Source organism: Mycobacterium sp. PTI7, from assembly GCF_056679845.1.
On sequence record NZ_CM155252.1, the window covers coordinates 4,254,158 to 4,279,018 of the forward strand.

Annotated in this window: 24 protein-coding genes; 16 read left to right on the forward strand and 8 right to left on the reverse strand. The window is 69.6% G+C overall.

What is annotated here, in order from left to right:
* The first annotated feature begins 114 nt into the window (after positions 1–114).
* The 8 genes from AC1MEY_RS20495 (at position 115) to AC1MEY_RS20530 (ending at position 8,793) form a co-directional block, all read left to right on the forward strand.
* On the forward strand, positions 115–1,389 hold the full coding sequence (locus tag AC1MEY_RS20495; RefSeq protein ID WP_480227233.1) for a class-III pyridoxal-phosphate-dependent aminotransferase: 1,275 nt from the start codon (positions 115–117) through the stop codon (positions 1,387–1,389).
* A gap of 126 nt (positions 1,390–1,515) precedes the next feature.
* The gene (locus AC1MEY_RS20500) at positions 1,516–2,496 is read left to right on the forward strand and encodes a phosphotransferase enzyme family protein (protein ID WP_480227234.1); all 981 of its coding nucleotides are present in this window, start codon (positions 1,516–1,518) and stop codon (positions 2,494–2,496) included.
* 30 nt (positions 2,497–2,526) lie between these two features.
* Positions 2,527–3,306, forward strand: coding sequence for a 3-oxoacyl-ACP reductase FabG (fabG, locus tag AC1MEY_RS20505; protein ID WP_480227235.1), 780 nt, complete (start codon positions 2,527–2,529; stop codon positions 3,304–3,306).
* Positions 3,307–3,369: 63 nt separating this feature from the next.
* The gene (locus AC1MEY_RS20510) at positions 3,370–4,146 is read left to right on the forward strand and encodes a GntR family transcriptional regulator (protein WP_480227236.1); all 777 of its coding nucleotides are present in this window, start codon (positions 3,370–3,372) and stop codon (positions 4,144–4,146) included.
* A 75-nt stretch (positions 4,147–4,221) separates the two neighbouring features.
* Entirely contained in the window at positions 4,222–4,872 is a 651-nt protein-coding gene (locus AC1MEY_RS20515; RefSeq protein ID WP_480227237.1) for an MBL fold metallo-hydrolase, read from the forward strand.
* Positions 4,873–4,889: 17 nt separating this feature from the next.
* Positions 4,890–5,762 (forward strand): tRNA glutamyl-Q(34) synthetase GluQRS, encoded by an 873-nt coding sequence (gluQRS, locus tag AC1MEY_RS20520; RefSeq protein ID WP_480227238.1) that lies wholly within the window; start codon positions 4,890–4,892, stop codon positions 5,760–5,762.
* Between the two features lie 56 nt (positions 5,763–5,818).
* Positions 5,819–8,011 (forward strand): ABC transporter permease subunit, encoded by a 2,193-nt coding sequence (locus tag AC1MEY_RS20525; RefSeq protein ID WP_480231594.1) that lies wholly within the window; start codon positions 5,819–5,821, stop codon positions 8,009–8,011.
* A complete protein-coding gene (locus AC1MEY_RS20530) occupies positions 8,008–8,793 on the forward strand; it encodes an amino acid ABC transporter ATP-binding protein (RefSeq protein WP_480227239.1) in 786 nt (261 codons plus the stop codon). The genes AC1MEY_RS20525 and AC1MEY_RS20530 overlap by 4 nt, the downstream gene beginning before the upstream one ends.
* Before the next feature lie 89 nt (positions 8,794–8,882).
* Here the strand turns inward: AC1MEY_RS20530 and hpnE are convergent, their stop codons facing one another.
* On the reverse strand, positions 8,883–10,328 hold the full coding sequence (gene hpnE, locus AC1MEY_RS20535) for a hydroxysqualene dehydroxylase HpnE (protein ID WP_480227240.1): 1,446 nt from the start codon (positions 10,326–10,328) through the stop codon (positions 8,883–8,885).
* A 107-nt stretch (positions 10,329–10,435) separates the two neighbouring features.
* Here hpnE and AC1MEY_RS20540 point away from each other — a divergent pair, with 107 nt between their 5' ends.
* On the forward strand, positions 10,436–11,809 hold the full coding sequence (locus AC1MEY_RS20540; RefSeq protein ID WP_480227241.1) for a flavin monoamine oxidase family protein: 1,374 nt from the start codon (positions 10,436–10,438) through the stop codon (positions 11,807–11,809).
* Between the two features lie 112 nt (positions 11,810–11,921).
* On the opposite strand, the gene AC1MEY_RS20545 is transcribed toward AC1MEY_RS20540, so the two are convergent.
* The 3 genes from AC1MEY_RS20545 to tgt all read right to left on the reverse strand — a co-directional run bounded on the left by AC1MEY_RS20545 (position 11,922) and on the right by tgt (position 15,772).
* Complete coding sequence (locus tag AC1MEY_RS20545) at positions 11,922–13,214, reverse strand: acetyl-CoA hydrolase/transferase family protein (protein ID WP_480227242.1); 1,293 nt, start codon at positions 13,212–13,214, stop codon at positions 11,922–11,924.
* 73 nt (positions 13,215–13,287) lie between these two features.
* On the reverse strand, positions 13,288–14,532 hold the full coding sequence (locus AC1MEY_RS20550) for a cytochrome P450 (RefSeq protein ID WP_480227243.1): 1,245 nt from the start codon (positions 14,530–14,532) through the stop codon (positions 13,288–13,290).
* A gap of 4 nt (positions 14,533–14,536) precedes the next feature.
* Complete coding sequence (gene tgt, locus AC1MEY_RS20555; protein ID WP_480227244.1) at positions 14,537–15,772, reverse strand: tRNA guanosine(34) transglycosylase Tgt; 1,236 nt, start codon at positions 15,770–15,772, stop codon at positions 14,537–14,539.
* Between the two features lie 166 nt (positions 15,773–15,938).
* Between tgt and AC1MEY_RS20560 the strand changes: the two genes are divergently transcribed.
* From AC1MEY_RS20560 to AC1MEY_RS20575, 4 genes are all read left to right on the forward strand, one after another.
* Positions 15,939–16,448: a lipoprotein LpqH gene (locus AC1MEY_RS20560; RefSeq protein ID WP_480227245.1), complete on the forward strand. Its 510-nt coding sequence runs from the start codon at positions 15,939–15,941 to the stop codon at positions 16,446–16,448.
* 232 nt (positions 16,449–16,680) lie between these two features.
* A complete protein-coding gene (locus AC1MEY_RS20565) occupies positions 16,681–18,015 on the forward strand; it encodes a PE-PPE domain-containing protein (RefSeq protein WP_480227246.1) in 1,335 nt (444 codons plus the stop codon).
* A 25-nt stretch (positions 18,016–18,040) separates the two neighbouring features.
* On the forward strand, positions 18,041–18,511 hold the full coding sequence (locus AC1MEY_RS20570; protein WP_480227247.1) for a GNAT family N-acetyltransferase: 471 nt from the start codon (positions 18,041–18,043) through the stop codon (positions 18,509–18,511).
* 121 nt (positions 18,512–18,632) lie between these two features.
* Positions 18,633–19,139 carry a TetR/AcrR family transcriptional regulator gene (locus tag AC1MEY_RS20575; protein WP_480231595.1) on the forward strand — a complete coding sequence of 169 codons (507 nt, stop codon included), beginning with the start codon at positions 18,633–18,635 and terminating at the stop codon, positions 19,137–19,139.
* A 16-nt stretch (positions 19,140–19,155) separates the two neighbouring features.
* On the opposite strand, the gene AC1MEY_RS20580 is transcribed toward AC1MEY_RS20575, so the two are convergent.
* The gene (locus AC1MEY_RS20580) at positions 19,156–19,932 is read right to left on the reverse strand and encodes an SDR family oxidoreductase (protein ID WP_480227248.1); all 777 of its coding nucleotides are present in this window, start codon (positions 19,930–19,932) and stop codon (positions 19,156–19,158) included.
* Between the two features lie 164 nt (positions 19,933–20,096).
* Between AC1MEY_RS20580 and AC1MEY_RS20585 the strand changes: the two genes are divergently transcribed.
* The gene (locus tag AC1MEY_RS20585) at positions 20,097–20,993 is read left to right on the forward strand and encodes a helix-turn-helix transcriptional regulator (protein WP_480227249.1); all 897 of its coding nucleotides are present in this window, start codon (positions 20,097–20,099) and stop codon (positions 20,991–20,993) included.
* Between the two features lie 175 nt (positions 20,994–21,168).
* Positions 21,169–21,414, forward strand: a complete 246-nt coding sequence (locus AC1MEY_RS20590) for an ester cyclase (RefSeq protein WP_480227250.1) — start codon at positions 21,169–21,171, stop codon at positions 21,412–21,414.
* On the opposite strand, the gene AC1MEY_RS20595 is transcribed toward AC1MEY_RS20590, so the two are convergent.
* Both AC1MEY_RS20595 and AC1MEY_RS20600 read right to left on the reverse strand, forming a co-directional pair.
* Complete coding sequence (locus AC1MEY_RS20595) at positions 21,411–22,151, reverse strand: YqjF family protein (protein WP_480227251.1); 741 nt, start codon at positions 22,149–22,151, stop codon at positions 21,411–21,413. The genes AC1MEY_RS20590 and AC1MEY_RS20595 overlap by 4 nt on opposite strands.
* 25 nt (positions 22,152–22,176) lie before the next feature.
* The gene (locus AC1MEY_RS20600) at positions 22,177–23,070 is read right to left on the reverse strand and encodes a mycobacterial-type methylenetetrahydrofolate reductase (protein WP_480227252.1); all 894 of its coding nucleotides are present in this window, start codon (positions 23,068–23,070) and stop codon (positions 22,177–22,179) included.
* Positions 23,071–23,516: 446 nt separating this feature from the next.
* Here AC1MEY_RS20600 and AC1MEY_RS20605 point away from each other — a divergent pair, with 446 nt between their 5' ends.
* On the forward strand, positions 23,517–24,476 hold the full coding sequence (locus AC1MEY_RS20605; protein WP_480227253.1) for a DUF8129 domain-containing protein: 960 nt from the start codon (positions 23,517–23,519) through the stop codon (positions 24,474–24,476).
* Positions 24,477–24,542: 66 nt separating this feature from the next.
* On the opposite strand, the gene AC1MEY_RS20610 is transcribed toward AC1MEY_RS20605, so the two are convergent.
* Positions 24,543–24,761: a DUF3072 domain-containing protein gene (locus AC1MEY_RS20610; protein WP_480227254.1), complete on the reverse strand. Its 219-nt coding sequence runs from the start codon at positions 24,759–24,761 to the stop codon at positions 24,543–24,545.
* Positions 24,762–24,861 lie beyond the last annotated feature (100 nt).

Below are 24,861 nucleotides of genomic sequence, written 5' to 3' on the forward strand. Positions count from 1 at the left end.
AAATGGTCCAACCTTTTTAGGGTGAGGGAGTTCGACAGCGACGACGCGCGGGGATCCGGACGTCGCTCCGGCCCCCTCTCCACACCCACACGCACGTTCACGGCAGGAGCCCCGGTGCACGACTACGGCACGTTCTCATTCCAGTCGAAGGCCGAAGTGCTGGAACTGGCCAAGAAGTACTGGAATCCGGACAAGACGCAGTTCTGGACCGACGCCGGCGTCGACCTGGTAATCGACCGCCGCGACGGATACTTCCTGTGGGACATGGACGGTCGCCGGCTGATCGACATGCACCTCAACGGCGGCACCTACAACCTCGGGCACCGCAACGCCGAGGTGATGGCCGCCCTCATCGACGGCATGCAGTACTTCGACGTCGGCAACCACCACTTCCCCTCGGTGGCGCGAACGGCGCTGGCGCAGCGTCTCGTCGAGTCCGCGCCCGCATCGATCGAGAAGGTGGCGTTCGGCTCGGGCGGCGGCGAGGCCATCGACATCGCGCTCAAGAGCGCACGGCACGCCACGCAGCGGCGCAAGATCGTCTCGGTCATCAAGGCCTACCACGGGCACACCGGCCTGGCGGTCGCCACCGGTGACGACCGGTTCTCCAAGCTGTTCCTCTCCGACCGACCCGACGAGTTCATCCAGGTGCCCTTCGGCGACGTCGACGCCGTCGACCAGGCGCTGCGTGATCGCGACGTCGCCGCCGTCATCATGGAGACCATCCCCGCGACGTACGGATTCCCGCTGCCGCCAGCGGGTTACCTCGAGGCGGTCAAGGACCTGTGCGTCCGCTACGACTCGCTGTACATCGCCGACGAGGTGCAGACCGGCCTGATGCGCACCGGCGAGATGTGGGGCATCACCAAGCACGGCATCGAACCCGACATCATGGTGGCGGGCAAGGGCCTGTCGGGCGGCATGTACCCGATCACCGCCGCGATGCTCGGCGAGCGCGCCTCCCGCTGGCTCGACCAGGACGGCTTCGCCCACATCTCGACCTTCGGCGGCGCCGAACTCGGTTGCGTCGCAGCGATCAAGACCCTCGAGATCACCAGTCGCCCCGAGGTCCGGGAGAACGTGCACGCGATCACCGAGGTGTTCGCCACCGGCCTGGCCCGCATCCAGGCCGATTACCCGGACTGGTTCATCGGGATCCGGCAGAACGGCGTGGTGATCGGGCTGGAGTTCAACCACCCCGAGGGCGCCAAGTTCGTCATGCGGGAGTTGTACGAGAACGGCGTCTGGGCGATCTTCTCCACCCTCGATCCCCGCGTCCTGCAGTTCAAGCCGGGCCTGCTTCTCACCCGCGACCTGTGCGACGACGTGCTGAACCGGCTGGAGACGGCCGTCGAGCGGGCCCGCGCTGCCGCGGCCAGCACCGTCTGACGGCGCCGACGTGCAGACCACCACGGGCGAGTGCAGGCTGTACCGATGAGCGCCGCGGCTGACACCGGAGGGCAGTCCGCGCAAGCGAGGCTCCAGGGAAGCGACACAGGAGACGACGATGCCTTCGTGGCGGACGACGTCGAGGTCGCCGAACTCGCGCTGACCGCCTACGACCTGTCCCCCGATTCGACGCTCCGGCTGCTCAACCTGTCCGAGAACGCCACGTACGCAGTCGAAGACGCCGCGACCGGTGAGCGCTCGATCCTGCGGGTGCACCGCAAGGACTATCACCGCGCCCACGAGATCGAGTCCGAACTGCACTGGCTCGACGCGCTGCGGCGCGACGGCGACGTGACCGTGCCGACCGTCCTGCCCGCGCGCGACGGACGCCGCGTCGTCACGGTCGGCCACGGCGGCACCGACCGCCACGTCGTGCACTTCGCGATGGTGCCCGGCGCCGAGCCCGAGGCCGAGTCGCTCACCGTCGACGACTTCCACACGCTCGGACGCATCACCGCCGCGCTGCACGATCACTCCCGGGCATGGCAGCGGCCGGAGGGCTTCGGGCGCTTCGCCTGGGACTGGCAGCACAGTCTGGGCGACACCCCGCGCTGGGGCCGCTGGCAGGACGCCGTCGGGGTCGGACCGTCGGAGTCGGCCGTCCTGACCCAGGCGGCCAGGCTGCTCGAGAAGCGGCTCGCCGACTACGGCACCGGCCCGGACGTGTTCGGCCTGGTGCACGCCGATCTGCGGCTCGCCAACCTGCTCGTCGACGACGACGCCATCACCGTCATCGACTTCGACGACTGCGGATTCGGCTGGTACTTCTACGACGTCGGCACCGCGGTGTCGTTCTTCGAGGACGATCCCGCGGTGCCGGAGTGGCTCGACGCGTGGGTCACCGGATACCGGACCAGACGACCGATGTCGCCGGCCGACGAGGCGATGCTGCCGTCGTTCGTCCTGCTGCGCCGTCTCCTGCTGCTGGCCTGGATGGGTTCGCACGCCCATTCCCGCGAGTCGCAGGCCATGTCCATCACCTACGCCGAGGGCAGCTGCGCCCTCGCCGAGCGCTATCTCACCTTCGACGGCCAGCGACTGGCCTGACCCACCCGCCACGAACGAAGAGAGACAACCATGTTCGCGTCACTGAAGGGCCGCACCGCCATCGTCACCGGCGGCAGCAAGGGCATCGGCCGCGGGATCGCCGAGGTGTTCGCCGCCGCGGGGGTCAACGTCGTCATCACCGGACGCACCCAGACCGACATCGACGCCACCGTGTCGGCGCTCGCCGGCCACGAGGGAGCAGTCAGCGGGCTCGCCGCCGACGTGACCAGCCCCGAGGACTGCCGGCGCGTGGTCGCGACCGCCGTGGAGCGGCACGGCTCGCTGGACGTCGTCTGCGCCAACGCCGGGATCTTCCCGTCGGCGCGGCTCGAGGACATGACGCCCGACGACCTCGAGCAGGTGCTCGGCGTCAACGTCAAGGGCACCGTCTACATCGTGCAGGCCGCGATCTCGGCGCTGGCCGCCACCGGACACGGCCGGGTCATCATCACGTCGTCGATCACGGGACCCGTCACCGGCTACCCGGGGTGGTCGCACTACGGCGCCAGCAAGGCGGCACAGCTGGGATTCCTGCGCACCGCAGCAATGGAGTTGGCGCCGAAGAAGATCACCGTCAACGCCGTGCTGCCGGGCAACATCCTCACCGAGGGCCTGATCGAAATGGGCCAGGACTACATGAACCAAATGGCCGCCGCCGTGCCGGCCGGACGCCTCGGCAGCGTCGCGGACATCGGTAACGCGGCACTGTTCTTCGCCACCGACGAGGCGGCCTACGTGACCGGACAGTCTCTGGTCGTCGACGGCGGGCAGATCCTGCCGGAGTCACCCGAGGCCATCGCCGACATGTAGCTCGCCGAGCTGCCACGTCCCCTATATTTGGTCGTACCAAATCGATCGGTCAGGGAGGTCGCGGTGTCCACGCCCACGGAGGAACTGCGGCGCCGCATCGTCGGCGACATCAACGCGGGCGTCCCCGGCACCAAGCTCGGCAGCGAACGCGACCTGTCGGAGCGCTACGGGACCAGCCGGTCCAGCCTGCGCCAGGTGCTGGCCGCGCTCGAGGAGGCCGGGCTCGTCGACCGCGTCATCGGCAGGGCCGGCGGCATCTTCATCAGCCACGCCCAGGTGCAGCGCAGCCTGTCCGACGTCGTCGGCGTGCCCGCGTTCCTGGCCAACCAGGGCTACGTCGCCGGAACCCGAGTGCTGTCGACGAAGATCACCGCACCCGACCGTCCCACGCAGCAGGCCCTGAACCTCACCGCCGAGGACTTCGTCGTCGAGATCCAACGCGTCCGGCTCGCGGACGGATCGCCCATCTCACTGGAACTGGCGCAGTTCCCCGCCGACGCCTTCCCCGGACTGCTCGAGCAGCAGCTCGGCGGCTCGATCTACGAGATGCTGGAGACCCGTTACGGTCTCGTCACCGCGCGTGCCGACGAGCGCATCGAGGCGGTGAACGCCACGCCCGAGGAGGCCACCCTGCTCGGCATCAAGCCCAAGTCGGCGCTGCTGCTGATCACCCGGGTCACCTACGACCAGAACGAAATGCCGTGCGAGTTCTCCCGCGACCTGTTTCGCGGGGACCGGACGCGTCTGGCGGTGACGGTCCAGGGCCGCGGGGTGGGCGTGCAGTCCGCCGTCGACACCGCGTCGGTGGCACTGCAGAGCCAGACCACGAAGGCCAGCTGACACGTCCCTTGACCTGAATAGAGGTTGAGGTTGCATGGTGGGTCGATCGACGGCGACCACACCGAGGAGAACACCATGCGCCCCATCCGAAGTGACCTGTGGGAGACCAGGGTCGACAGCCCGTTCCCGGGTCTGACCACCCACGCCTACCTCTGGACCGGCGGGCCGGCGGGAAACGTCCTGTTCTACGGCACCGCGACCGACGCGGACTTCGACGGGATCGAGGGCCTCGGCGGCATCGCCCACCAGTACCTGTCCCACCGCGACGAGGCCGGCCCCATGCTGGCCCGGATCGCCGACCGCTTCGGCGCACGGCTGCACGCGCCCGCCGCCGAACTCTCTGCGATCGGCCAACATTCACGCGTCGACGTCCCGCTGGCCGGCCGCCACGTCGACGACCACGGCATCGAGGTCATCCCCACCCCCGGCCACACTCCGGGCAGCACCAGCTACCTGGTGCCCGGCGCCAACGGGCAGACCTACCTCTTCACCGGCGACACCATCTTCCTCGGCGGCGACGGAACGTGGGCGGCCGGATTCCTGCCCCCGATCAGCGACCCCGCCGCGCTCGACGCCAGCCTGCGCGTCCTCTCCACACTCCGTCCCTCGCTGGTGATTTCGAGCGCGTTCCCCGGCGACACGGCCGTGCACGTCCCCGGAGCGACGTGGGCCCGGTGCGTCGATCAGGCCCGGTCCCGGCTGGCCGACGCGGCGGCGTGCGCGTAGCCGACTAGATTTCGGGCATGACGCCCGCCGGTCGATTCGCGCCGAGCCCCTCCGCAGACCTGCACCTGGGTAACCTGCGCACGGCGGCGCTGGCCTGGCTGTTCGCCCGTTCCACCGGACGTCGCTTCCTGGTCCGGATCGAGGACCTCGACGACCGGACCAGACCCGAGGTGGCGGCGCGGCAACTCGCCGACCTCGCCGCGCTCGGCGTCACCTGGGACGAACCGCCGGAGGTGCAGAGCGCGCACAAGCCGCGCTACCACGCCGTCGTCGACGAGCTGACCGATCGCGGCCTGACCTTCGAATGCTTCTGCAGTAGAAGGGACATCCAGCAGGCGCCGCGCGCTCCACACGCACCGGAGGGCGCCTATCCCGGAACGTGTCGAGACCTCACCGCCGGGCAGCGAGCCGAACGTGCCGCATCCGGCCGCCCGTCCGCCCTGCGGTTGCGGTCGGACGTCACCACGTTCACCGTCACCGACGTGCTGCACGGCGAGTACACCGGCGTGGTCGACGACTTCGTGCTCCGCCGCGGCGACGGCGTTCCCGCTTACAACCTGGCGGTCGTGGTCGACGACGCCGCCCAGGGCATCGACCAGGTGGTGCGCGGGGACGACCTGCTGGCGTCCGCGCCGCGGCAGGCCTACCTCGCGACGCTGCTGGGACACGTCCCGCCGACGTACGGGCACGTGCCGCTGGTGCTCAACGTCGAGGGCAAGCGGCTGGCCAAGCGCGACGGGGCGGTGACGCTCGGCGAGGTCGGGGTCGAGCAGGCCCTCGCCCGGATCGGCGAATCCCTGGGGTTCTCCGCCGCCAACCTGCCGGGCATGCTCGACGAGTTCGAGCCCGGACGGTTGCCGGCCGAACCGTGGGTATATCGGCCCACGTGAGCAGAACCCTTCGCGAATCGGGTCGGCATTGCTACCGTCCGCCCGTGAGAACCATCATGCGTCGGGCGCTGCTCGCCGTCGTCCTCGTCGCGGCGGTGATCCTCGGCGCGGCCGGCTGCGGATCGTCCGGCGACCGGGGCGCCGACCCGATCGCGTCGGCGGGTGTCCTGCGCGTCGGCACCGAGGGCGTCTACTCCCCGTTCAGCTACCACGACCCCGCCACCGGCGACCTCGTCGGCTACGACGTCGACGTCGCCAAGGCCGTCGGCGAGAAGCTCGGCGTCAAGGTCGAATTCGTCGAGACGCCGTGGGATTCCATCTTCGCCGCGCTCGAGGCCGACCGGTTCGACATCGTCGCCAACGAGGTCACCATCAACCCCGAGCGGCAGGCCAAGTACGACCTGTCGCAGCCGTACTCGGTGGGCGAGGGCGTGATCGTCACCCGCACCGGGGACGACTCGATCAAGAGCCTCGCCGACATCCGGGGCAAGACCGCCGCGGAGAACGCCACCAGCAACTGGTCGGACGTCGCGCGCAAGGCGGGCGCCAACGTCGAGGCCGTCGAGGGGTTCACCCAGGCGATCACCCTGCTCAACCAGGGCCGCGTCGACGTCGTCATCAACGACAGCATCGCCGTGTACGCCTACCTCGCCGAGACCGGCGACACGTCGGTCAAGATCGCAGGCACCGTCGGCGAGAAGAGTGAGCAGGGATTCGCGGCCCGCAAGGACAGCGGATACCTGCCCGAACTCGACCGCGCGCTCGGCGAACTCCGCGCCGACGGCACCCTGTCGGAGATCTCGCAGAAGTACCTCAAGGCCGACGCGACGGGCGCACCCGCGGCCACCCCCATCCGGGAGGCCGGCGTCCTGCGCGTCGGCACCGAGGGCACGTACTCGCCGTTCAGCTACCACGATCCCGCCACCGGTGAACTCACCGGTTACGACGTCGACGTCGCCCGCGCCATCGGCGACAAGCTGGGCGTCCCGGTGGAATTCGTCGAGACGCCGTGGGACTCCATCTTCGCCGCACTGGAGGCCAACCGCTTCGACGTGGTGGCCAACGAGGTCACCATCAACCCCGAACGCCAGGCGAAGTATGACCTGTCGCAGCCGTACTCGGTGGGCGAGGGCGTGATCGTCACGCGCGCCGACGACGACTCGATCAAGGGCCTCGCGGACCTCAAGGGCAAGACCACCGCCCAGTCCACGACCAGCAACTGGGCCCAGGTGGCCCGTGACGCCGGCGCCAACGTCGAATCCGTCGAAGGCTTCGCGCAGGCCATCACGCTGCTCAACCAGGGCCGCATCGACGCCACGGTCAACGACAGCATCGCCGTCTACGCCTACCTCGCCGAGACCGGCGACACGTCGGTCAAGATCGCCGCGCAGACCGACGAGAAGAGCGAGCAGGGTCTCGCCGCCCGCAAGGACAGCGGATACCTGCCCGAACTGAACGGTGCCCTCGACGAACTGCGCGCCGACGGCACGCTCACCGAGATCTCGCAGAAGTACCTCAAGGCCGACGCCACCGGCGCGTCGCAGACCAGTGCCGCACCGGGATCGGCCCAGGAGGCGCCGCAGGTCCGGTCGGCCACGCAGCTGGTGCTGGACAACCTCTGGCCGCTGGCCAAGGCGGCGCTGACCATGACGATCCCCCTGACGATCATCAGCTTCATCCTGGGCCTGATCATCGCCTTGGGGGTGGCGCTGGCGCGGCTGTCGTCGAACGTGGTGCTGAGCAACGTCGCCCGCTTCTACATCTCGATCATCCGCGGCACCCCGCTGCTGGTGCAGCTGTTCATCGTGTTCTTCGCGCTCCCCGAGTTCGGCGTGAAGATCGATCCGTTCCCCGCGGCGGTGATCGCGTTCAGCCTCAACGTCGGCGGCTACGCCGCGGAGATCATCCGCTCCGCGATCCAGAGCATCCCGAAGGGCCAGTGGGAGGCCGCCGAGACCATCGGCCTCAACTACGTCGGCGCGCTGCGGCGCATCATCCTGCCGCAGGCCGCACGGGTGGCCGTGCCGCCGCTGTCGAACACGCTCATCTCGCTCGTCAAGGACACCTCGCTCGCCTCGACCATCCTGGTGACCGAACTTCTGCGGCAGGCGCAGATCGTCGCGGCGCCGACGTTCGAGTTCTTCGCGCTCTACGGCACGGCCGCCGTGTACTACTGGGTGATCTGCCTGGTGCTGTCGTTCGGCCAGAGTCGCGTCGAGCACCGACTGGAAAGGTACGTGGCCAGATGACCGATCCCGGGAACGGCTCCGACGACGCCGTCGAGTACCGCGTCACCGCAGAGGGCGTCGAGAAGGCGTTCGGCGACAACAAGGTGCTCAAGGGAGTGTCCTTCAAGGTCGCCCGCGGCACCGCCACGGCGATCATCGGGCCGTCGGGCTCGGGCAAGACGACGCTGCTGCGCACGCTGAACGCGCTCGACCGCGCCGACGCAGGTGTGATCCGGGTCGACGACGTCGAGATCGACTTCGCCACGGCCACACCGAAGCCCGAGGTGCGCAGGTTCCAGTCGCGCAGCGGCTTCGTGTTCCAGGGCCACAACCTGTTCCCGCACAAGACGGTGCTGCAGAACGTCATCGAAGGACCGGTGATCGTGCAGAAGCGGCCGCGGGACGAGGCCGTCGCCGACGCCGTCGCACTGCTCGACCAGGTCGGCCTACGCGAGAAGCAGGACCAGTACCCGTTCCAGCTGTCCGGCGGGCAGCAGCAGCGCGTCGGAATCGCCCGAGCGCTGGCACTCAAGCCCAAACTGGTGCTGTTCGACGAACCGACCTCGGCGCTCGACCCCGAACTGGTCGGCGAGGTGCTGTCGGTGATCAAGGACCTCGCCGTCGAGGGATGGACCATGGTGATCGTCACCCACGAGATCCAGTTCGCCAAGCAGGTGTCCAATCAGGTGCTGTTCACCGACGGCGGCGTGATCCTCGAGAAGGGCACGCCCGCCGAGGTGATCGGCGACCCCAAGGAGGAACGGACCCGCCAGTTCCTGCAGCGGATCCTGAACCCCCTATAGCTTTCTGCCTCACCTTCTCCCGCGAGCGGGGTTGAATTCTTCCCGCGAGCAGACGCAAAGTTCCCTGTTTTGCCCTCAACGAGGGGATTTCACGACTGTTCGCGGGGTTGATTTCTTCCCGCGAGCAGACGCAAACGTGCGCAACTTCCAGGTCTTTCCCGCACACTTACGTCTGCTCGCGGGGGTTGGGTGAGCAGCAGATCGACTGCGCGCGCGGCACTCTGGGCGGCGCTCTCCATCGTCGCCGACCAGTCGGTCGCGGTCCAGTCGCCCGCGAGCACCAGGGTGGGCACCGACGTCCGCTGCGGCGGGCGCAGCGAGTCCATGCCGACGGTCTGCGAGAACGTCGCCTTCGGCATCTTGACCACCTGCGCGTGCACCACCGTCGCGTCCGCTGCCGCCGGGTAGTACCGGCGGAGCAGCGCCATCTGCTCGTCGACGATCTCGTCGCTCGGCCGGTGGATCTGCTCGTAGGCGCCGCTGGTGGTGAGGCAGTAGAGCCATGTCCCGTCGGTGGGCCTGCCGTGCATGATCTGGCGGTCGAACACCTCGTCGATGACGCCGGTGCCGCCGATCAGACCCTCGAACGCCGAGTCGGTGCCCAGCGGACGATCGAGGTACAGGTTGGTGCTGACGATGGGCGTTGCGTCCAGTTTGTCTGCGGCGGCGTAGATCTCGGCGTGCTCGGGTAGGTCGTCGAGCAGCCCTCCGACGCTGGAGTTGGGGACCGCGCACACGACCGCGTCGGCGGGGATCACCGACCCGTCGGCGAGGCGCACGCCCGTGACCGCGCCGTCGGCGATCTCGATGCGCCGGGCCACCGCCCGGTACCGCACGTCGACGCCGTGGGCGGCGAAGAACCTGACCGCCCCGTCGACGTAGAGGGTGTCGAGGTCGACGGTGGGATAGCCGATCGTGATCGGGGTGCGGTGCTTGGCGCCCATGCGAATGCCGGTGGCCATGACGTTGGCGAACACCTTCGCCGATCCGCGCGACACCGGCTCGGCCGCGATGCCCAACGCCAGCCAGTCCCACAGCGCCTCGCGCGCCGGCGCGGGCATGCCCACCCTGTCCAACCACTGCCCGGTGGTGATGTCGGCCAGGTCAGCCGGCGGGTGCAGCGCCTGCCAGCCCAGCCGCACGGTGGCACGCGCGGCGCGCACCCTGTCGCCGAAGTTCGCGTCGGGGTGCAGGCCGAACAGCGAGCGCACCGCGCCCACACCAGTCGTCTGCGCCGACACCGAGCGGCCGTCGGGCCAGCGCAGCGTCGAACGCCTCGGGAACGTCACGTACTGCCGGGTGCCGATGCTGGTCAGGTACCGGAACAGGTGCTCGTAGCCGCTGGCGATGACGTGCTGGCCGTTGTCGGCGACGTCGTCGACCTCGTCGGCGCGCATGGCGTGGGTCCGCCCACCCAGCCGGCCACGGCGCTCGAGAAGCGTCACGTGCCCGCCGGCCTCGGCGAGCCACACCGCCGACGCCAGGCCCGCGAGACCGCCGCCGATGACTACGAAGCGGCGTTGATCGGCGGGCATACCTCGAACGTACGCCACCCCCGCCGACGCGCCGAACGTTCATTACCGCCACGGGTTTCTTCGGAAAAGGCGTGCGTTGATCGACGTTCGCGGCAAGGGTGGGGGACGTGACACAGCCACAGCGGATCGAGGCCGACGTCGTCGTCGTCGGGGCCGGACTCTCGGGGATGATCGCCGCCCGCACCGTGCTCGAGGCGGGCCTGGTGCCGGTGGTCCTGGAGGCCGACGATCGGGTCGGCGGACGGATCCTCACCGAGGAGGCGATCGCCGGTGTCCCGCTGGACCTCGGTGCACAGTGGATCGGCGACACCCACCACCGGATGTTCGCCCTCGCCGCCGAACTCGGCGTCGAGACCTATCCCCAGTACGACGCCGGCGAGACGTCCTACGATCTCGTCGGGTCGGGAGTGTTGCGCCAGAACGACTTCCACGACCGCTACGGCGAGGAACTGGTGGCACTCGAACGCGTGCTCCGGCGTCTCGACGAACTCGCCGCCGAGGTGCCGCCCGACGCGCCGTGGCAGGCGCCACACGCCGCCGAGTGGGACGCGGTCACCGCGGGCGCCTGGTACGACGCGCAGGGACTGTCGGTCGTCGCGCGGACACTGTTGGAGATCTGCACGGTGGGGATCCTGGCGGTGCCGACGGCCGAGGTGTCATTCCTACACCTGCTCTTCACGATTCAGACCTGCGGCGTGACGTCGGAGCTGTTCGCCGAATCCGAGGGCGGTGCGCAGACGACTCGCTTCGTCGGTGGCACCACCGAGATCCCGCGCCGCCTGGCCGCCCTGATCACCGACCACATCGTGCTCGACGCGCCGGTGCAGGCGATCGAGCACTCCGCCGACGGCGTCGTGGTGCAGTGCCGCGGCGGGGTGGTGGCGCGCGCCCGTCGCGTCATCGTGGCCATCTCACCGGTGCTGGCCGGCCGCATCATGTACGACCCGCCGCTTCCCGGCACGAGGGATCAGCTGACCCAGCGGATGCCCAACGGGGCGGCGATGAAGGCGTTCTTCGTCTACGACGACGCGTTCTGGCGCGAGGAGGGGCTCAACGGACAGCTGATTTCCGACGTCGGTCCGGCCCGGATGTCGAACGACACCGGCATCCCCGGGGACGACCATGGCGTGATCCTGCTGTTCCTCGAGGGCGATCAGGCGAGGACCGCCGCCCGCCTGTCCGGCGCCGAGCGGCAAGAGGCCCTCACCGCCGAGCTGGTTCGCCACTTCGGTTCCCGCGCAGCCCGTCCCGAGTACTACGTCGACGGCGAGTGGTCCGACCGGCAGTGGACGCGCGGCTGTTACAACGCCAACATGGGTCCGCACGTGTGGACCACCTACGGCTCGGCCCTGTCCGCGCCGGTCGGCGTCATCCACTGGGCGTCGACCGACACCGCGACCTACTGGAGCGCGTACATGGAGGGTGCCGTCGAGGCGGGCGAGCGCGCAGCACGGGAAGTCATCGACGCGCTGGTCCGGTGATGCGCTAACCCGCTGATGCGCTGACCCGCGAGCGTGCGCAAAGTTCGGCTCCAACCCGGCGTGTCGCCCGCAGACACGCACGCTCGCCGAAGGTGGTGGTGGTGACCGCGCGCTACGCAGAGCCGGGCAGGAGGGCGGCGCGGAAGTCGGGGTGGGCGATCGCGGCGAGCGCCTCGGCCCGTTCGCGGACGGTCCGGCCCTCCAGTTCGGCGACGCCGTACTCGGTGACGATGACATCGACGTGGTGGCGCGGCGTCGTGATCAGCGCGCCGGCCTCGAACGCCGGCACGATGCGGGACCGCAGTTCGCCGTCCTTCTCGTAGGTCGACGGCAGGCAGATCAGCGAGCGGTCGGACAGCTCGAGTCCGGTGCCAGCGACGAAGTCCTCGGCGCCACCGATTCCGCTGAACTGGTCGCCGGAGATCGTGTCGGCCACGACCTGGCCGTGGACGTCGACGGCCAGCGCGCCGTTGATTGAGATCATTCCGTCGTTGGCGCCGATCACCTCCGGCGAGTTGACGATCTCGACCGGCAGGAACGCCACCTCGTCGTTGCCGTTCAGCCAGGCGTACAGGTCCGCCGAGCCGAACGCGAACGTCGTGACGCTGACGCCGTCGAACTGTCCCTTGCGCGAGTTGGTGACCTTGCCCGAGCGGTGCAGCTTCATGCAGCCGTCGGTGAACATCTCGCTGTGCAGCCCGAAGTCGCCGCAATCACCCTCGGCGAGCAGCGTCGCGATCTGATTGGGGATCGACCCGATGCCCACCTGCAGCGTCGCGCCCGACGGGATCAGGCCGACGGCGTGCCGGGCGATCGCCTTGTCGGCGTCGGTGGGTTCGGCGTCGCCGCCGGGGAGTTCGAGTGGTGCGTCCGTCGAGTGCACCAGCACGTCGATCTCGTCGACGTGCAACGCGTGCCGGTGGGACCCGCCCAACCCGTGGGTCCTGGGATAGGCCTCGGACGCCTCGACGATCAGTAGCCGGTCGGGATCCGCTGCGGCGCGGCGTAATTCGCCGATGGTGCCGCCGGCGTGCAGCGAGAGCGAACACCACCCGTCGGCATCGGGCGGGGTCGCGACCGTCGTCATCACCCGCGGGCACTGCCGCTCCAGCAGCGGCCCGAAGCGCCGGAAGTCCGCGGGCGTGAACTGGATGTCGGCGCCACCGGCCAGCAGCGCCCGCTCGAGCGGCCCGAAGAAGCCCGACAGATAGTGAACGCCACTGCGGGAGAACAACTCGGTCCCCACCGCCAGCAGCGCCCCGTACACGCGCAGGTCGGTCCAGTCGTCGCGCTCCCCGAGTGCGCGCAGGAACGCGGGCGGCTGGCCGGGCCCGAGCGGGATGCCCAACCCGTCGGTCGGGTCGAGTCGGGCGGCGGCCTGCTCGGCGGTGAGTTCGGTCGGCATGGCGCGACCCTACCCACTGCGTCGATTCGGGCACGGCGATCCGCGCCCACCGCAGAGGGGCGCGCCGGAATCGCTAGACGGTGACGGGCAGGGACGCCATGCCGCGCAGCGTCAGATTCGGCTTGTAGACCGGCTCGGCGGCGATCCGCGCGTTCGGGAACCGGGCCGTCACCGCGGTCAGCGCGACCGATGCCTCCAGTCGGGCCAGCGGCGCCCCGAGGCAAAAGTGCGGGCCCTTGCCGAAGCCGAGGTGGCGGATGACCTCGCGGTCGGGGTCGAACGCGTCGGCGCGGTCGAAGGCGTCGGGATCGCGGTGCGCGGCGCCGAACAGCAGCATCATCGTGTCGCCCTTCGGCACGGTGATCGGTTCCCGATCCCCTTCGCGAGTACCGCCGATCGTCATGTCCCGCTCCGCGATTCGCATCGCGAGCTGCACCGGCGGATCGACGCGCATGGTCTCCTCGACGATGGTCGCCACCCGGCCCGGGTCGGCGGCCAACGCCGCCCACTCCTCCGGCTGACGGAGCATCGCGAGTGCCGCGTTGGCGATCAGGTTGACCGTCGTCTCGTGGCCCGCGATGAGCAGCAGGTTGCACGTCGCGACGATCTCCTCCTCGGTGAGCTGGTCGCCCGCCTCCTCGGCGGCGATCAGGCCGGAGATCAGATCGTCGCGGGGTGCGGCCCGGCGCTGCTCGATGAGCCCCCGCAGGTACTCGCGCAGCCACGTGCCGGCCGCCAGCCGCTCGTCGACGTTGTCCGGCATGCCGCCGGTGACCGTGATGAACGGGTCGAGCGCCTGGGCGAGTATGGCGGAGGCGTGGCTGAACTGCGGTTCGTCCTCCAGCGGTACGCCCAGCAGGCGGCAGATGACCGCCACCGGCAGCGGGTAGGCGAGATCGGCGATCACGTCGAACGGACCGCGCTGGTCGACCGCGTCGAGCATGTCGCCGACCATCGCGGTGATGTCCGGTTCGAGGGCCTTGACCACCTTCGGCACGAACGCCTTGCTGACGAGCCGGCGCAGCCGCGTGTGGTCGGGCGGGTCGAGGAACAGGAAGCCCGGCGTCCCGAGCGGTCGCACGGCCTCGCCGTCGGCCATGCGGCGCTGCACCATCGTCGACTTCGTGCCGTCGCTGGCCGAGTCCGGGTGGCGCAGCACCTCGTCGCAGTCGGCGAACGACGAGAAGACCACCAGGTGACCGTCGCGCAGGACCAGCGGACCGGCCTCGCGGATGCGGGCGTACACCGGATACGGGTCGGCCCGGTTCGACGGGTCGAGCAGTGTCACCAGTAGCGTCTGCGCCTCGGCGGTGTTCATGCTCCTATTGTGCACGCGTGGAGTAGTACCGCCCGAGGACGTCGTCGCGCAGCTCGTCGAAGTCGCCCGCCGCGATCGACGCCCGGATCCGGTCGACGAGACGGATGATGAAGCGCTCGTTGTGGATCGTGCACAGCGTCGACGCCAGCATCTCCTTGGCCTTGAACAGGTGCCGCACGTAGGCCCGCGTGTAGTGCGCGCAGGTGTAGCAGTCGCATTCCGCGTCCAGCGGGGTGAAGTCCCGCTTGTACCGCGCGCCGGTGATGTTGTACCGGCCGTCGGCGGAGTAGATGGAGGCGTTGCGCGCGACCCGGGACGGCGACACGCAGTCGAACGTGTCCGCGCCGGCCGCGATCGCCGCGAAGAGGTCGTCGGGCTCGCTGATGCCGAGCAGGTGCCGCGGCTTGTCCTCGGGCAGTTCGTCGGTGACCCACCCGACGATCGTCGCGAGGTTCTGCTTCTCCAGCGCCCCGCCGATGCCGTAGCCGTCGAAGCCACGACCGTCGGAGTCCACGATCGACACCAGCCCGCGCGTCGCCTCCCGCCGCAGATCCTCGTACTGCGCACCCTGCACCACGCCGAACAGCGCCTGATACGGCTTGCCCGCACGCTCGACGGTCAGGCGGCGGTGCTCGGCCAGGCAGCGGACCGCCCAGTCCTGCGTCCGCTGGACCGACGACTCCTGGTAGGCCCGGGTGTTCACCAGGGTGGTGAGTTCGTCGAACGCGAAGATGATGTCGGCGCCGAGCTGATGCTGGATGCCGATCGACACCTCGGGGGTGAACCGGTGCGTCGAGCCGTCGAGATGCGAGCGGAACGTGACGCCGTCGTCGTCGACGTGCGCCAGCCGCTCCTTGCCGTCGGCGATCACGTCGTCGGTCTGCACGCGGGACGCGTCCATCGCCAGCACCTTGCGGAATCCCACGCCCAACGACATCACCTGGAAGCCACCGCTGTCGGTGAACGTGGGCCCCGGCCAGTTCATGAACGCGCCCAAGCCACCCGCCTCGTCGACGACGTCCGGACCGGGTTGCAGATACAGGTGGTAGGCGTTGGCCAGGATCGCCTGCACGCCGACGTCACTCATCGACTCGGGCAGGACCGCCTTGACCGTGGCCTGGGTGCCGACGGCGACGAACGCCGGTGTCCGGATGTCGCCGTGCGGGGTGTGGATGACGCCGACGCGGCCGGCCCGTCCGGCCAGTTGGGCCTCGACCTCGAAGAAGGGGGGCGCGGTCACCGCCCTAGGTTGTCACATCGACGTCCGGACGCGGCCCTCGAGCGGACCCGATGGCATCCACTGACACATTTTTTCCGAAAGCGGGGACCGCAGCTCGGCGGCGGGCCATAGTACGGGGGATGACGGGTTGATCTTGACCGGTCACGACTACCGAAGGAGAACGATTGTGAAGCGTGGCTTGCTCGTTGCGGTGAGTGGTGCGGCATTCCTCATCGCCGGCGTGTCCGGTTGTTCGTCCAGCGAGGAGGCGTCGCCGAGTTCCTCGTCGTCGGCATCGTCAGAGGCGTCGTCGGAATCGAGTTCGTCCGAATCGTCGTCGGCGTCGGAGTCGGCCAGTGCCGAGCCCGGTGGCTCGAAGGTCACCATCGACGGCCAGGACCAGAACATCGACGGCCAGGTGGTGTGCTCGACGATGGGCGGCAACGTCAACATCGCGATCGGCCAGGGCGCCACCGGAATCGCGGCCGTGGTCAGCGAGGACGGCAGCTCGGTCACCTCGGTCGGACTCGGGAACGTCAACGGCGTCACCCTCGCCGTGGGCGCCGGAGCAGGCGACGCCAAGGCCGAGAAGGACGGCAACGACTACAAGATCACCGGCAACGCCACCGGCATCGACATGGCCAATCCGATGTCGCCGATCAACAAGCCCTTCGAGATCGAGGTCACCTGCCCCTGACGGGGCACCTCCCGACGACGACGGCGGCGCCCTCCACGGGTGCCGCCGTTCCCGTTTTCGGACACCACTGGGCAAACGGATGGCTCACCCAGCCGACATCGCGGAAACGACCCTCGAGCATTGACTTCCCGGAGTAGCGTCCACCGTGCGCATCGGGGCGCAGCACACGACTGGGGGTCGAGTGATGAGTTGGAGTCGGCGGACGAACCGTAGGACGAGCAGCGCACTTCTGGTGGCGATCGCCACGGCGGGCCTGACCGGTGCCCTGGTCCTGGGCCACGCCATCGTCCCGAATACCGCGGTGGCGCTTGCCAACTCGGTCATCGGAGCCGGTGGCCGCGACGACGTCCACGCCGAACGTGTGCCCGCCAAGCTCAGCGGCACGGTGATCCCCGACGGGTACGGGTACCGGCCGGTGACGTACCCCGCGACCCTCGACCTGGCGGGCAGTCGCGATGTCGGCGCAGCCGCGATGCTGGCCGCGCTGCGCGACCTGGACGACGACGAGCACCTGATCGTCGTCGGGTACTCGGAGGGGACACTGGTCGCCGAGCGCGTCCGCCGCGACCTGCAGACGAAGGCGGTGCACCCGGCTCCCGGCGAGGACTGGGTGCCGGACCGGACCCAGCTCTCGTTCGTGATGGTGGGCTCGCCGTTCACGCCGAACGGCGGAATGTACGGCCGGTTCCCAGGTTTCAGCGTCCCGTTCGTCATCGATGCCGTCGGGCCGAGTGAGCCGACCCGCTACGACACCGTGTACCACACCCTCGAATACGACCCCTACGGTGACTTCCCTGCCTACTTCAACCCCCTCGCGCTGCTCAACTCGGCACTCGCGGTGCAGTACGCACATCCCGACAGGACGTACGACCCGCTCGACCCCACCACCGCCCCGATCGCGAGCACGACGGTGACGAACGGTGCGGGAGGAACGGACACCTATGTCCTGTACCGCAATCCGCATCTGCCGCTGCTGGCTCCGCTGCGGGACCTCGCCGCCCGCATGGGCCTGACCAGGTTCACCGAACCGGTGCTCGGCGCCGTCGAACCCCTGCTGCGCCTCGCCGTCGACATGGCTTACACCGACCGTACCTACGCCGATGCCGCTCGGCACGTACCGTTCTCGTTCGTCACACCCACGAGTCGCATCGTCGAGACGCTGATGGCCGTACCGGGCGCCGTGAGTCAGGGCATCGCCAACGCGACGTCCGGGGCCGCGCCGACACCGCAGTCCCGCGTCGCGCCGGCACCCGAGACCGACGCACCGGAGGTCGACACGGACCCGACGATGCCTGCCTCGCAACGGGCCACGCCGGCCGGTGACGACACCCCACGCGTCGCGATCCTCCGGCCGACGGTGGTCTCGGACGGCAACAAGGTGACACCCGCCGGGGCGCCCAAATCGCCGGCCACCACGACCGGCTCCGACCAGCCCACCACCGGTGCCGACGCGATCACCGACACCGCGTCCGCCGCGACCGCCCCGCCCGCCGCCGACCCGGCGCCGTCGGCCGACCCGCCGGAGGACACCGACACCGACACCGACACCGACGCTGCCGCGGCCTAGCCGCACGGCGACTACCGTCCTGCGAGTGGACACCCCAGAACCGCGGCGCGCCACCGCCTCCGACGTGGCGGCGATCACGGCGCTCGTCGCCGCGGCGTTCGACCGCTACGTCGAGCGGATCGGAACGCCCCCCGCTCCGATGCTGGCGGACCATGCGGAACTGGTAGCCCGGGGACGCGTCTGGACCATCGAGAGCGACGGCGCCGTCGCCGGCATGGTCGTCACCGTGCCCCGCGACGACCACCTCCTGATCGACACGGTCGCCGTGGCACCCGAGGCCGCAGGCCGGGGCCTCGGCCGCATCCTGCTCGACCACGCCGAACGCGAGGCGGCCGACTGTGGTCTGCCCGAGGTCCGGCTCAGCACCAACGAGGCGATGACGGAGAACATCGCGTACTACCCGAGGCGCGGCTACCGGGAGACGGGCCGCGGCGTCGAGGACGGCTACCGACGGGTGTTCTTCGCAAAGACGGTCCGGCCGTCCTCCACCGGGTAGCAGGTCGGCTTCGGCACCGACGCCTATCCTGACATCCGTGTCCGCCGCACCCCAGACCTCTACCGGCCTCCTCGGCCCGGCCCCTCGCTCGGCCGCGCAGAACCGGGTGCTCGACGCGGCGATGGATCTGATCGGCGACCACGGCGTCGGTGGGACGTCGCTCCAGATGATCGCCGACGCCATCGGCGTCACCAAGGCCGCCGTCTACCACCAGTTCAACACGAAGAACGAGATCGTCATCGCGATGACCGAGCGCGAACTGGCCACGCTGGAGGAACCGCTGTCGGCCGCCGAGGCCGAACCCGACCGGTACGTCGCGCGAAAGCTGTTGATGACAAGGGTCATCGACATCGCGGTCGCCCGACGCAAATGGATCGGCACCCTGGCCAACGACCCGGTGATCATCCGTCTGGTCGGGGAGCACGAACCGTTCGCGGCCTTCGTCAGCCGGCTCTACGGCGTTCTCCTCGACGAACGAGACGACACCGACGCCCGCGTCGCCGCGGCGGTCATGTCCGCGGCGATCGGCGGATCGGTGATCAACCCGCTGGTCAAGGACATCGGCGACGACGCGCTGCGCCGGTCGCTCGGCAGCATCGTGGAGCGGGTGCTCGACCTGCCCAGGTGACTCGCGGCGGCCGACGTCAGATGGCCTGCGCTGTCGGCAGAATCGTGACCTCCGTCAGGTTCACGTGGCGCGGCACCGAGGCGATGAAGGCCACGGTCTCGGCGACGTCGGCCGCGCTCAACACGTCGATGTCGCGCATCAGGTCCGCCATCAGGCGGGTCGCGTCCGGATCGGTGACGTGGTCGGGCAGTTCGGTGTCGACCATCCCCGGCTCGATCGTCGCGACGCGAACCATCTTGCGACCGAGTTCCACGCGCAGCAGCCGCGTCAGCTGGCTGACGTAGGCCTTCGTGCCCGAGTACACCGAGAACTTCTCCAGGACCCGCGTCGCGGCGATCGAGGACGTGGTGACGAGGTCGGCGGGACCGCCGTCCGCGGCCGCCGCGACCAACTGCGGCACGAATGCGCCGATGGTGTTCATGACGCCGGTGACGTTCAGGTCGATCTGACGCTGCCAGTCGTCGACCCGCAGGTCGTCGATCGCCGAGACGAGCTGGACGCCCGCGTTGGCGAACACCAGGTCGACCCGGCCCAGCTCGTTCGCCACCCGCTCGCCCGCCGCGGTCACGGCGTCGCGGTCGGTGACGTCGAGGGCGACGGCCAGCGCGGTGCCGCCCGCCGAGGTGATGCGGCCGACCAGCGCGTCGAGGTCGTCCTTGCGGCGGGCCGCGACGGCCACGGCGGCACCGAGTTCGGCCAGCCGGATCGCGGTCGCCTCGCCGATGCCGCTGGACGCGCCGGTCACCACCGCGGTGCGGCCGGTCAGCGGGGTGGATGTGATGACTGTCGACATGTCGACTCCCTTCGAGTGGTGGACGTCGGTGCGGTTCGGCACCGCACTCGACACAACCAGCGCCGTCCCGTCGATCCGGCGCTCAGACCTGCCCAGCTCATCGGGGGACGAAGTGGGCCACCCTCCGGGATGCCGTCGCCCGCGGCCCGCGTCAGACTGGAGACGTGGACGACCGCACCGATCTCGCCGAGTTCCTCAGCAGCCGCCGCGCTCGCCTCTCACCGGAGGCCGTGGGGTTGGGTGGCGAATTCGTCAGGCGGCGCGTGCCGGGGTTGCGACGGGAGGAACTCGCGCAGCTGGCCGGCGTGAGCGTCGACTACTACACGCGCCTCGAGCAGGGCCGCAGCCGCAGCGCGTCGGTGGACGTCCTCGACGCGCTGGCGACGGCGCTGCGGTTGAACGACGCCGAACGCGACCACCTGCACCGGCTCGGCCGTCCCCGGCCGGCCGCGCGTCGGAGCCGTGCACGCCCCCAGCACGTCGCCCCCGCCACGCTGGATCTGATGGATCGGCTCGACGAGGCGTCGTCGCCCGCATTCGTCCTGGGCCGCCGCCTCGACGTCCTCGCCCACAACCGGCTCGCCGGTGCACTGGTCACCGACTTCCGCGCTCTGCCTGCGCCGCAACGCAATCAGGCCCGGTTCGTGTTCCTCGACCCACACGCCCGCGAACTCTACGAGGACTGGCGGCAGGTGGCGATCGACACCGTGGCGATGCTGCGCGACGACGCGGGCAGGCACCCCGACGATCCGAAGCTGTCGGCGTTGATCGGGGATCTGTCGATCCACTCCGAGGAGTTCCGCACCTGGTGGCCTCGTCACGACGTGCAGCGGCGCACGACGGGCACCAAGGGTTATCACCACCCGCTGGTCGGCGACCTCGTAATCCGTTACCAGGCCCTGAATCCCAGCGGCGACGAGGATCAGACGCTGTTCGTGTACACCGCGGAGCCGGGCTCGGCGTCGGACACCGCACTGCGACTGCTCGCCAGCTGGCACGACCCACACGGGACACCGCCGTCCGACCGGACGGCGCCGACACGAGAGGACGCGGACCGATGAGCCGTGACGAAGCAGGCGAGCGCGCGATCGCGGTGGTGCGCCGCAACACCGAGGAGGTCCAGGGACGCGGGGACTTCGAGCTGTTCGAGGAGTTGTTCGCCGACGACTTCGTCGACCACACGCCGCAGCCGGGCACGAGCGCCGACAAGGACGGGTACGGGTGCTGTATCACCGCATGCGGGAAGCGTTTTCCGACTTTCGTCCCGAGATCCACTGGCAGACCGTGGATGGCGACCTCGTCACGACGTACAAGACGTATCACGGGACCCATCGCGGCGACTTCCTCGGCATCGCGCCCACCGGCCGCACCGTGCGGTTCGACACCGTCGACGCGATGCGGGTGCGCGACGGACGCATCGTCGAGCACTGGGGCGTCGCAGACCTCTACGGCGTCGCGGGGCAACTCGGGGCGCGCGACTAGATCGGACTCGGCCTGCCGAAGCGCGTGACGGTGCCTTCGGAGTACAGACCTCGCAGCCGCTCGCCGGCGGGCGTCACGCCCGCGGCGGCGACCAGGTCGTCGTCGAGGTCGACGAGGTCGGCGGCGCGGAACGTCCACGGCGCGTGCTCGTTCGGCACCCACCACGTGCGTCCCGCCTTGCGGGTGTGCGCGCCCCACCGGGCGGTCAGCCACGTCTCCAGCGGGGTCGGTTCGACGGGCGCACCCACGTCGACGGTGATGCGGGACTCCGGTCCGCGTTCCGGCCACCGGCGGGTGCTGGCGTAGGTGATCCGATCGCCGGTGCGGTGCATGCGCATCCGTGCCCAGGTGTACGGGATGCCGAGCAGGGCACGCGACACTCCCACCATCACGAGCCGTTCGGTCTCCAGCGACCGGAACAGCACGCCGTGCCGTCCCGAGTCGTCGGTCGAGTACAACCGGACGTTCGTCTCGAGGAAGTCACCGAGATACGGGACGGGCGTCGGGATCCCAAATGCGAGGTCGCGCATCGCGAACGGGATCAGGCCCACGTAGGTCAGTCCGTCGGCGAACACGTCGGGCCGGGTGCCCGCGGGGTAGAGGTGCTCGATCGCGGCCGGGTCGACCGGCCAGTGCAGGAAGGTCAGGTCACTCCAGCGCTGCGACGTGAAGACGGGCGAGGGAACCGGCGGTGCGATGACCGGGTAGTTCGCCAGCGGCTCGGAGTGCGTGGACACGTGTCGATCGTGCCACGCGTGACCGTCAGTCCCGGTCGGGCGACCAGTAGGCCAGCATCTCGGCGAAGGTGTCGAAGGCCGGCCGGGACACCCCGTAGGTGGCCTCGAAGTGGATGCTGAGCGGGAAGCCGAGGTCGGCCACCCCGTCGATGACCCGCTTGTAGAGGTCGACCATCGCGCGGCGCTTGTCGGCGGGCTCCATCGCGGCGAGATCCTTGACGAACGCCTGTTCCCCTGCCACCGCGGCGTTGCCGGGATCCTGGATGAGCCAGTTGATGAGCCCGACGTTCGACTCCATCTTGGGCACGAACCCGAAGGACAGCAGGATCTCCGGCCGGTGGTCGTTCTCCTTGGCGAAGCGGCCGAGGAAGTCGACGATCGCATCGGAGTACAGCAGCTGGGTCATCCCGTAGGTGGCGCCCTGATCGATCTTGAAGGTGAAGCGCCCCTGCTCGCCGTCGCGGGTGGGGATGAGGATGACGCCGCGGTTGTCGACCAGCTCCTCGTAGATCGACAGCGCGTCGGTGGGCGCCACGCCGGCACCCTCGCCGTCGCTCATCGTGCGGGGCACCCCGACGAACGCGATGCCGTCGAACCCGGCGCCGTTGAGGACCGTCAGCCGCTCGCGCAGCGCGTCCCGGTCGAGGAAGGACGTCACCTGTGTGCACAGTCCGCGTACGCCCGGCAGCTCCGGTTGCAGCAGCGACCAGTAGTCGAGTACGTCGAGCTTGGGCTTCATCTCGATGGGACGGTCGCCGTCCTCCTCGATCATCCCAGGGATCATCACGTGCCCGATCCGGCCGCCGATCCCGGCGGCCTCGGACAGCTCGACCACCTTGCGTGCCTCGTCGACGGCGAACTGAGGTCCCCGCTCGACGTTGGACGGGACGAGTTCGAGCGCAATCGTGTTCAAGGCCACGTGACAGAAGCTCCTCTTGAGGCGTCGACGTTCGCAGTGATGACGGCGCATTTCCACCTCGTCGTGGACTGCACCGCGACCGTGCCGACCGTTCTGGCAACGGTGATCGCGTGTTGCCGGACCGGCGCGAACGGGTCTCTTGCTCCCCATTGTCGCAGCATGACCAGCGGTCCCCGCAAACCACCCGAGTGCTGTGACGAGGGTCGCACACCCGATCTCGGCGGTTGCCTTCTGCGATCCGCAACCCCGGCGGTCGCGGCCGCCGCCCGTCGGCCACCGGTTTCACTGGTCGTCCCCGCGTCCTGCAAAGCGGCTCACCCGGCCGCCGTGCCGACGTGATCCAGACAACAGTGCCGATCGTTTTCCTCGTCCGGCGCGTCGGGTAGCCAATAAACCATGGCGCAGATTGCGCCGCAGAATCATCACTTCACTCTGGGAGGAGAACCATGCCCAACACGGACACCACCACGCTCATCGCCCAGCTCCGCGCCATCCTCGCGCTGACCAACACCGAGGTGCAGGTCGCCGAGACCCGCGTCGCCCAGGCCCGCACCGAGGCCGTGCAACGCGAGCTGACCGAGAATGCCCGCCACGGTCGCGAGCGTGCGCTCAAGATCCAGGCCGCCATCCGCGAACTCGGCGGCTTCCCCGACGTCGTCGCGCCGTTCTTCGGCCGCGCCACCGCCGCCGTCAAGGCGCTCGGCGAGCAGGCCGGACCGTTCGACGAGGCCCTCCTGGGTGATCTCGGACTCGAGCACCAGCTGCTCGATCGGTCGCGCTACCTGAAGGCGCTGGCCGTCTCGGCGGGCAACAAGGACCTCGAGGCGCTCGCCACCGAGCTGATCACGGCGCACTCGGCGACCGTCGACTGGCTGACCACCGTCCTGGCCGAGGATGCCCTCGGCGGACCGGCCGCATTGCGCCGGACCCCGCTGCAGGCCGCGGCCGGCATCACCGTCAAGATCGCCAACCTGCCGCTCACGTGGTCGGCCCGCCGCATCGATCGTGCGGTCGACGCGATCCGCAACACGCCGCCGACGCTCAGCGAGCTGGCCGACCGTGGCGCGCAGGCCGGTTCCGTCGCGGCCAAGGCGTTCTCCGCCTCGCGTGACGCGGCCCTCGAGACCGCCGAGAAGGTCACCCGCGACGCGGGTGCCGATGACGCCGCCGACGTGCTGCACTCGCTGCGCACCGCCGCGGGCGTCGTCGCATCCGACGAGCTGCCGATCGCCGACTACGACGAGCTGAACGTCAGTTCCGCCGTCGCCGCGGTGAAGGACCTGACCGATCCGGCCGACATCCGCGCGATCATCGCCTACGAGGAGCAGCACAAGAACCGCTCCAGCGTCGTCTCGGCTGCGCAGACGCGCGTCGCGGACATCGCCCGCGAGGTCGTCGGCGTCTGACCCGACCCGCACGAACACGAAACCCCGGCCACGCATTCGTGGCCGGGGTTTTGCGTTGTCTCGGATCTAGCCGCGTCCGGTGGACGACTGCAGCTCGTCGATCATCTCGGATGCCTGCGCCTTGGTGAGATCCTCGGGAACCTCCCGCTTGGCCTCCTGGGCCAGGGTGTGCAGGTAACTGCGCTGCGCACCCGTCATCGGCTCGTCGCCCGTCACCCAGTCGGACGGATCCTTCTCGGCGTTCTCGTTCGGTGCCTGCGGCACCTCGTTCGTGTCCTCGCTCATTGCGATCACCTCCTGCCGCACTGATACCCGGGCGAACAGGCGTTCGAAACCTACGAATTCCTCGATCCCGCAGCCCCGTCGACGCCCGAACGCCGCCAAA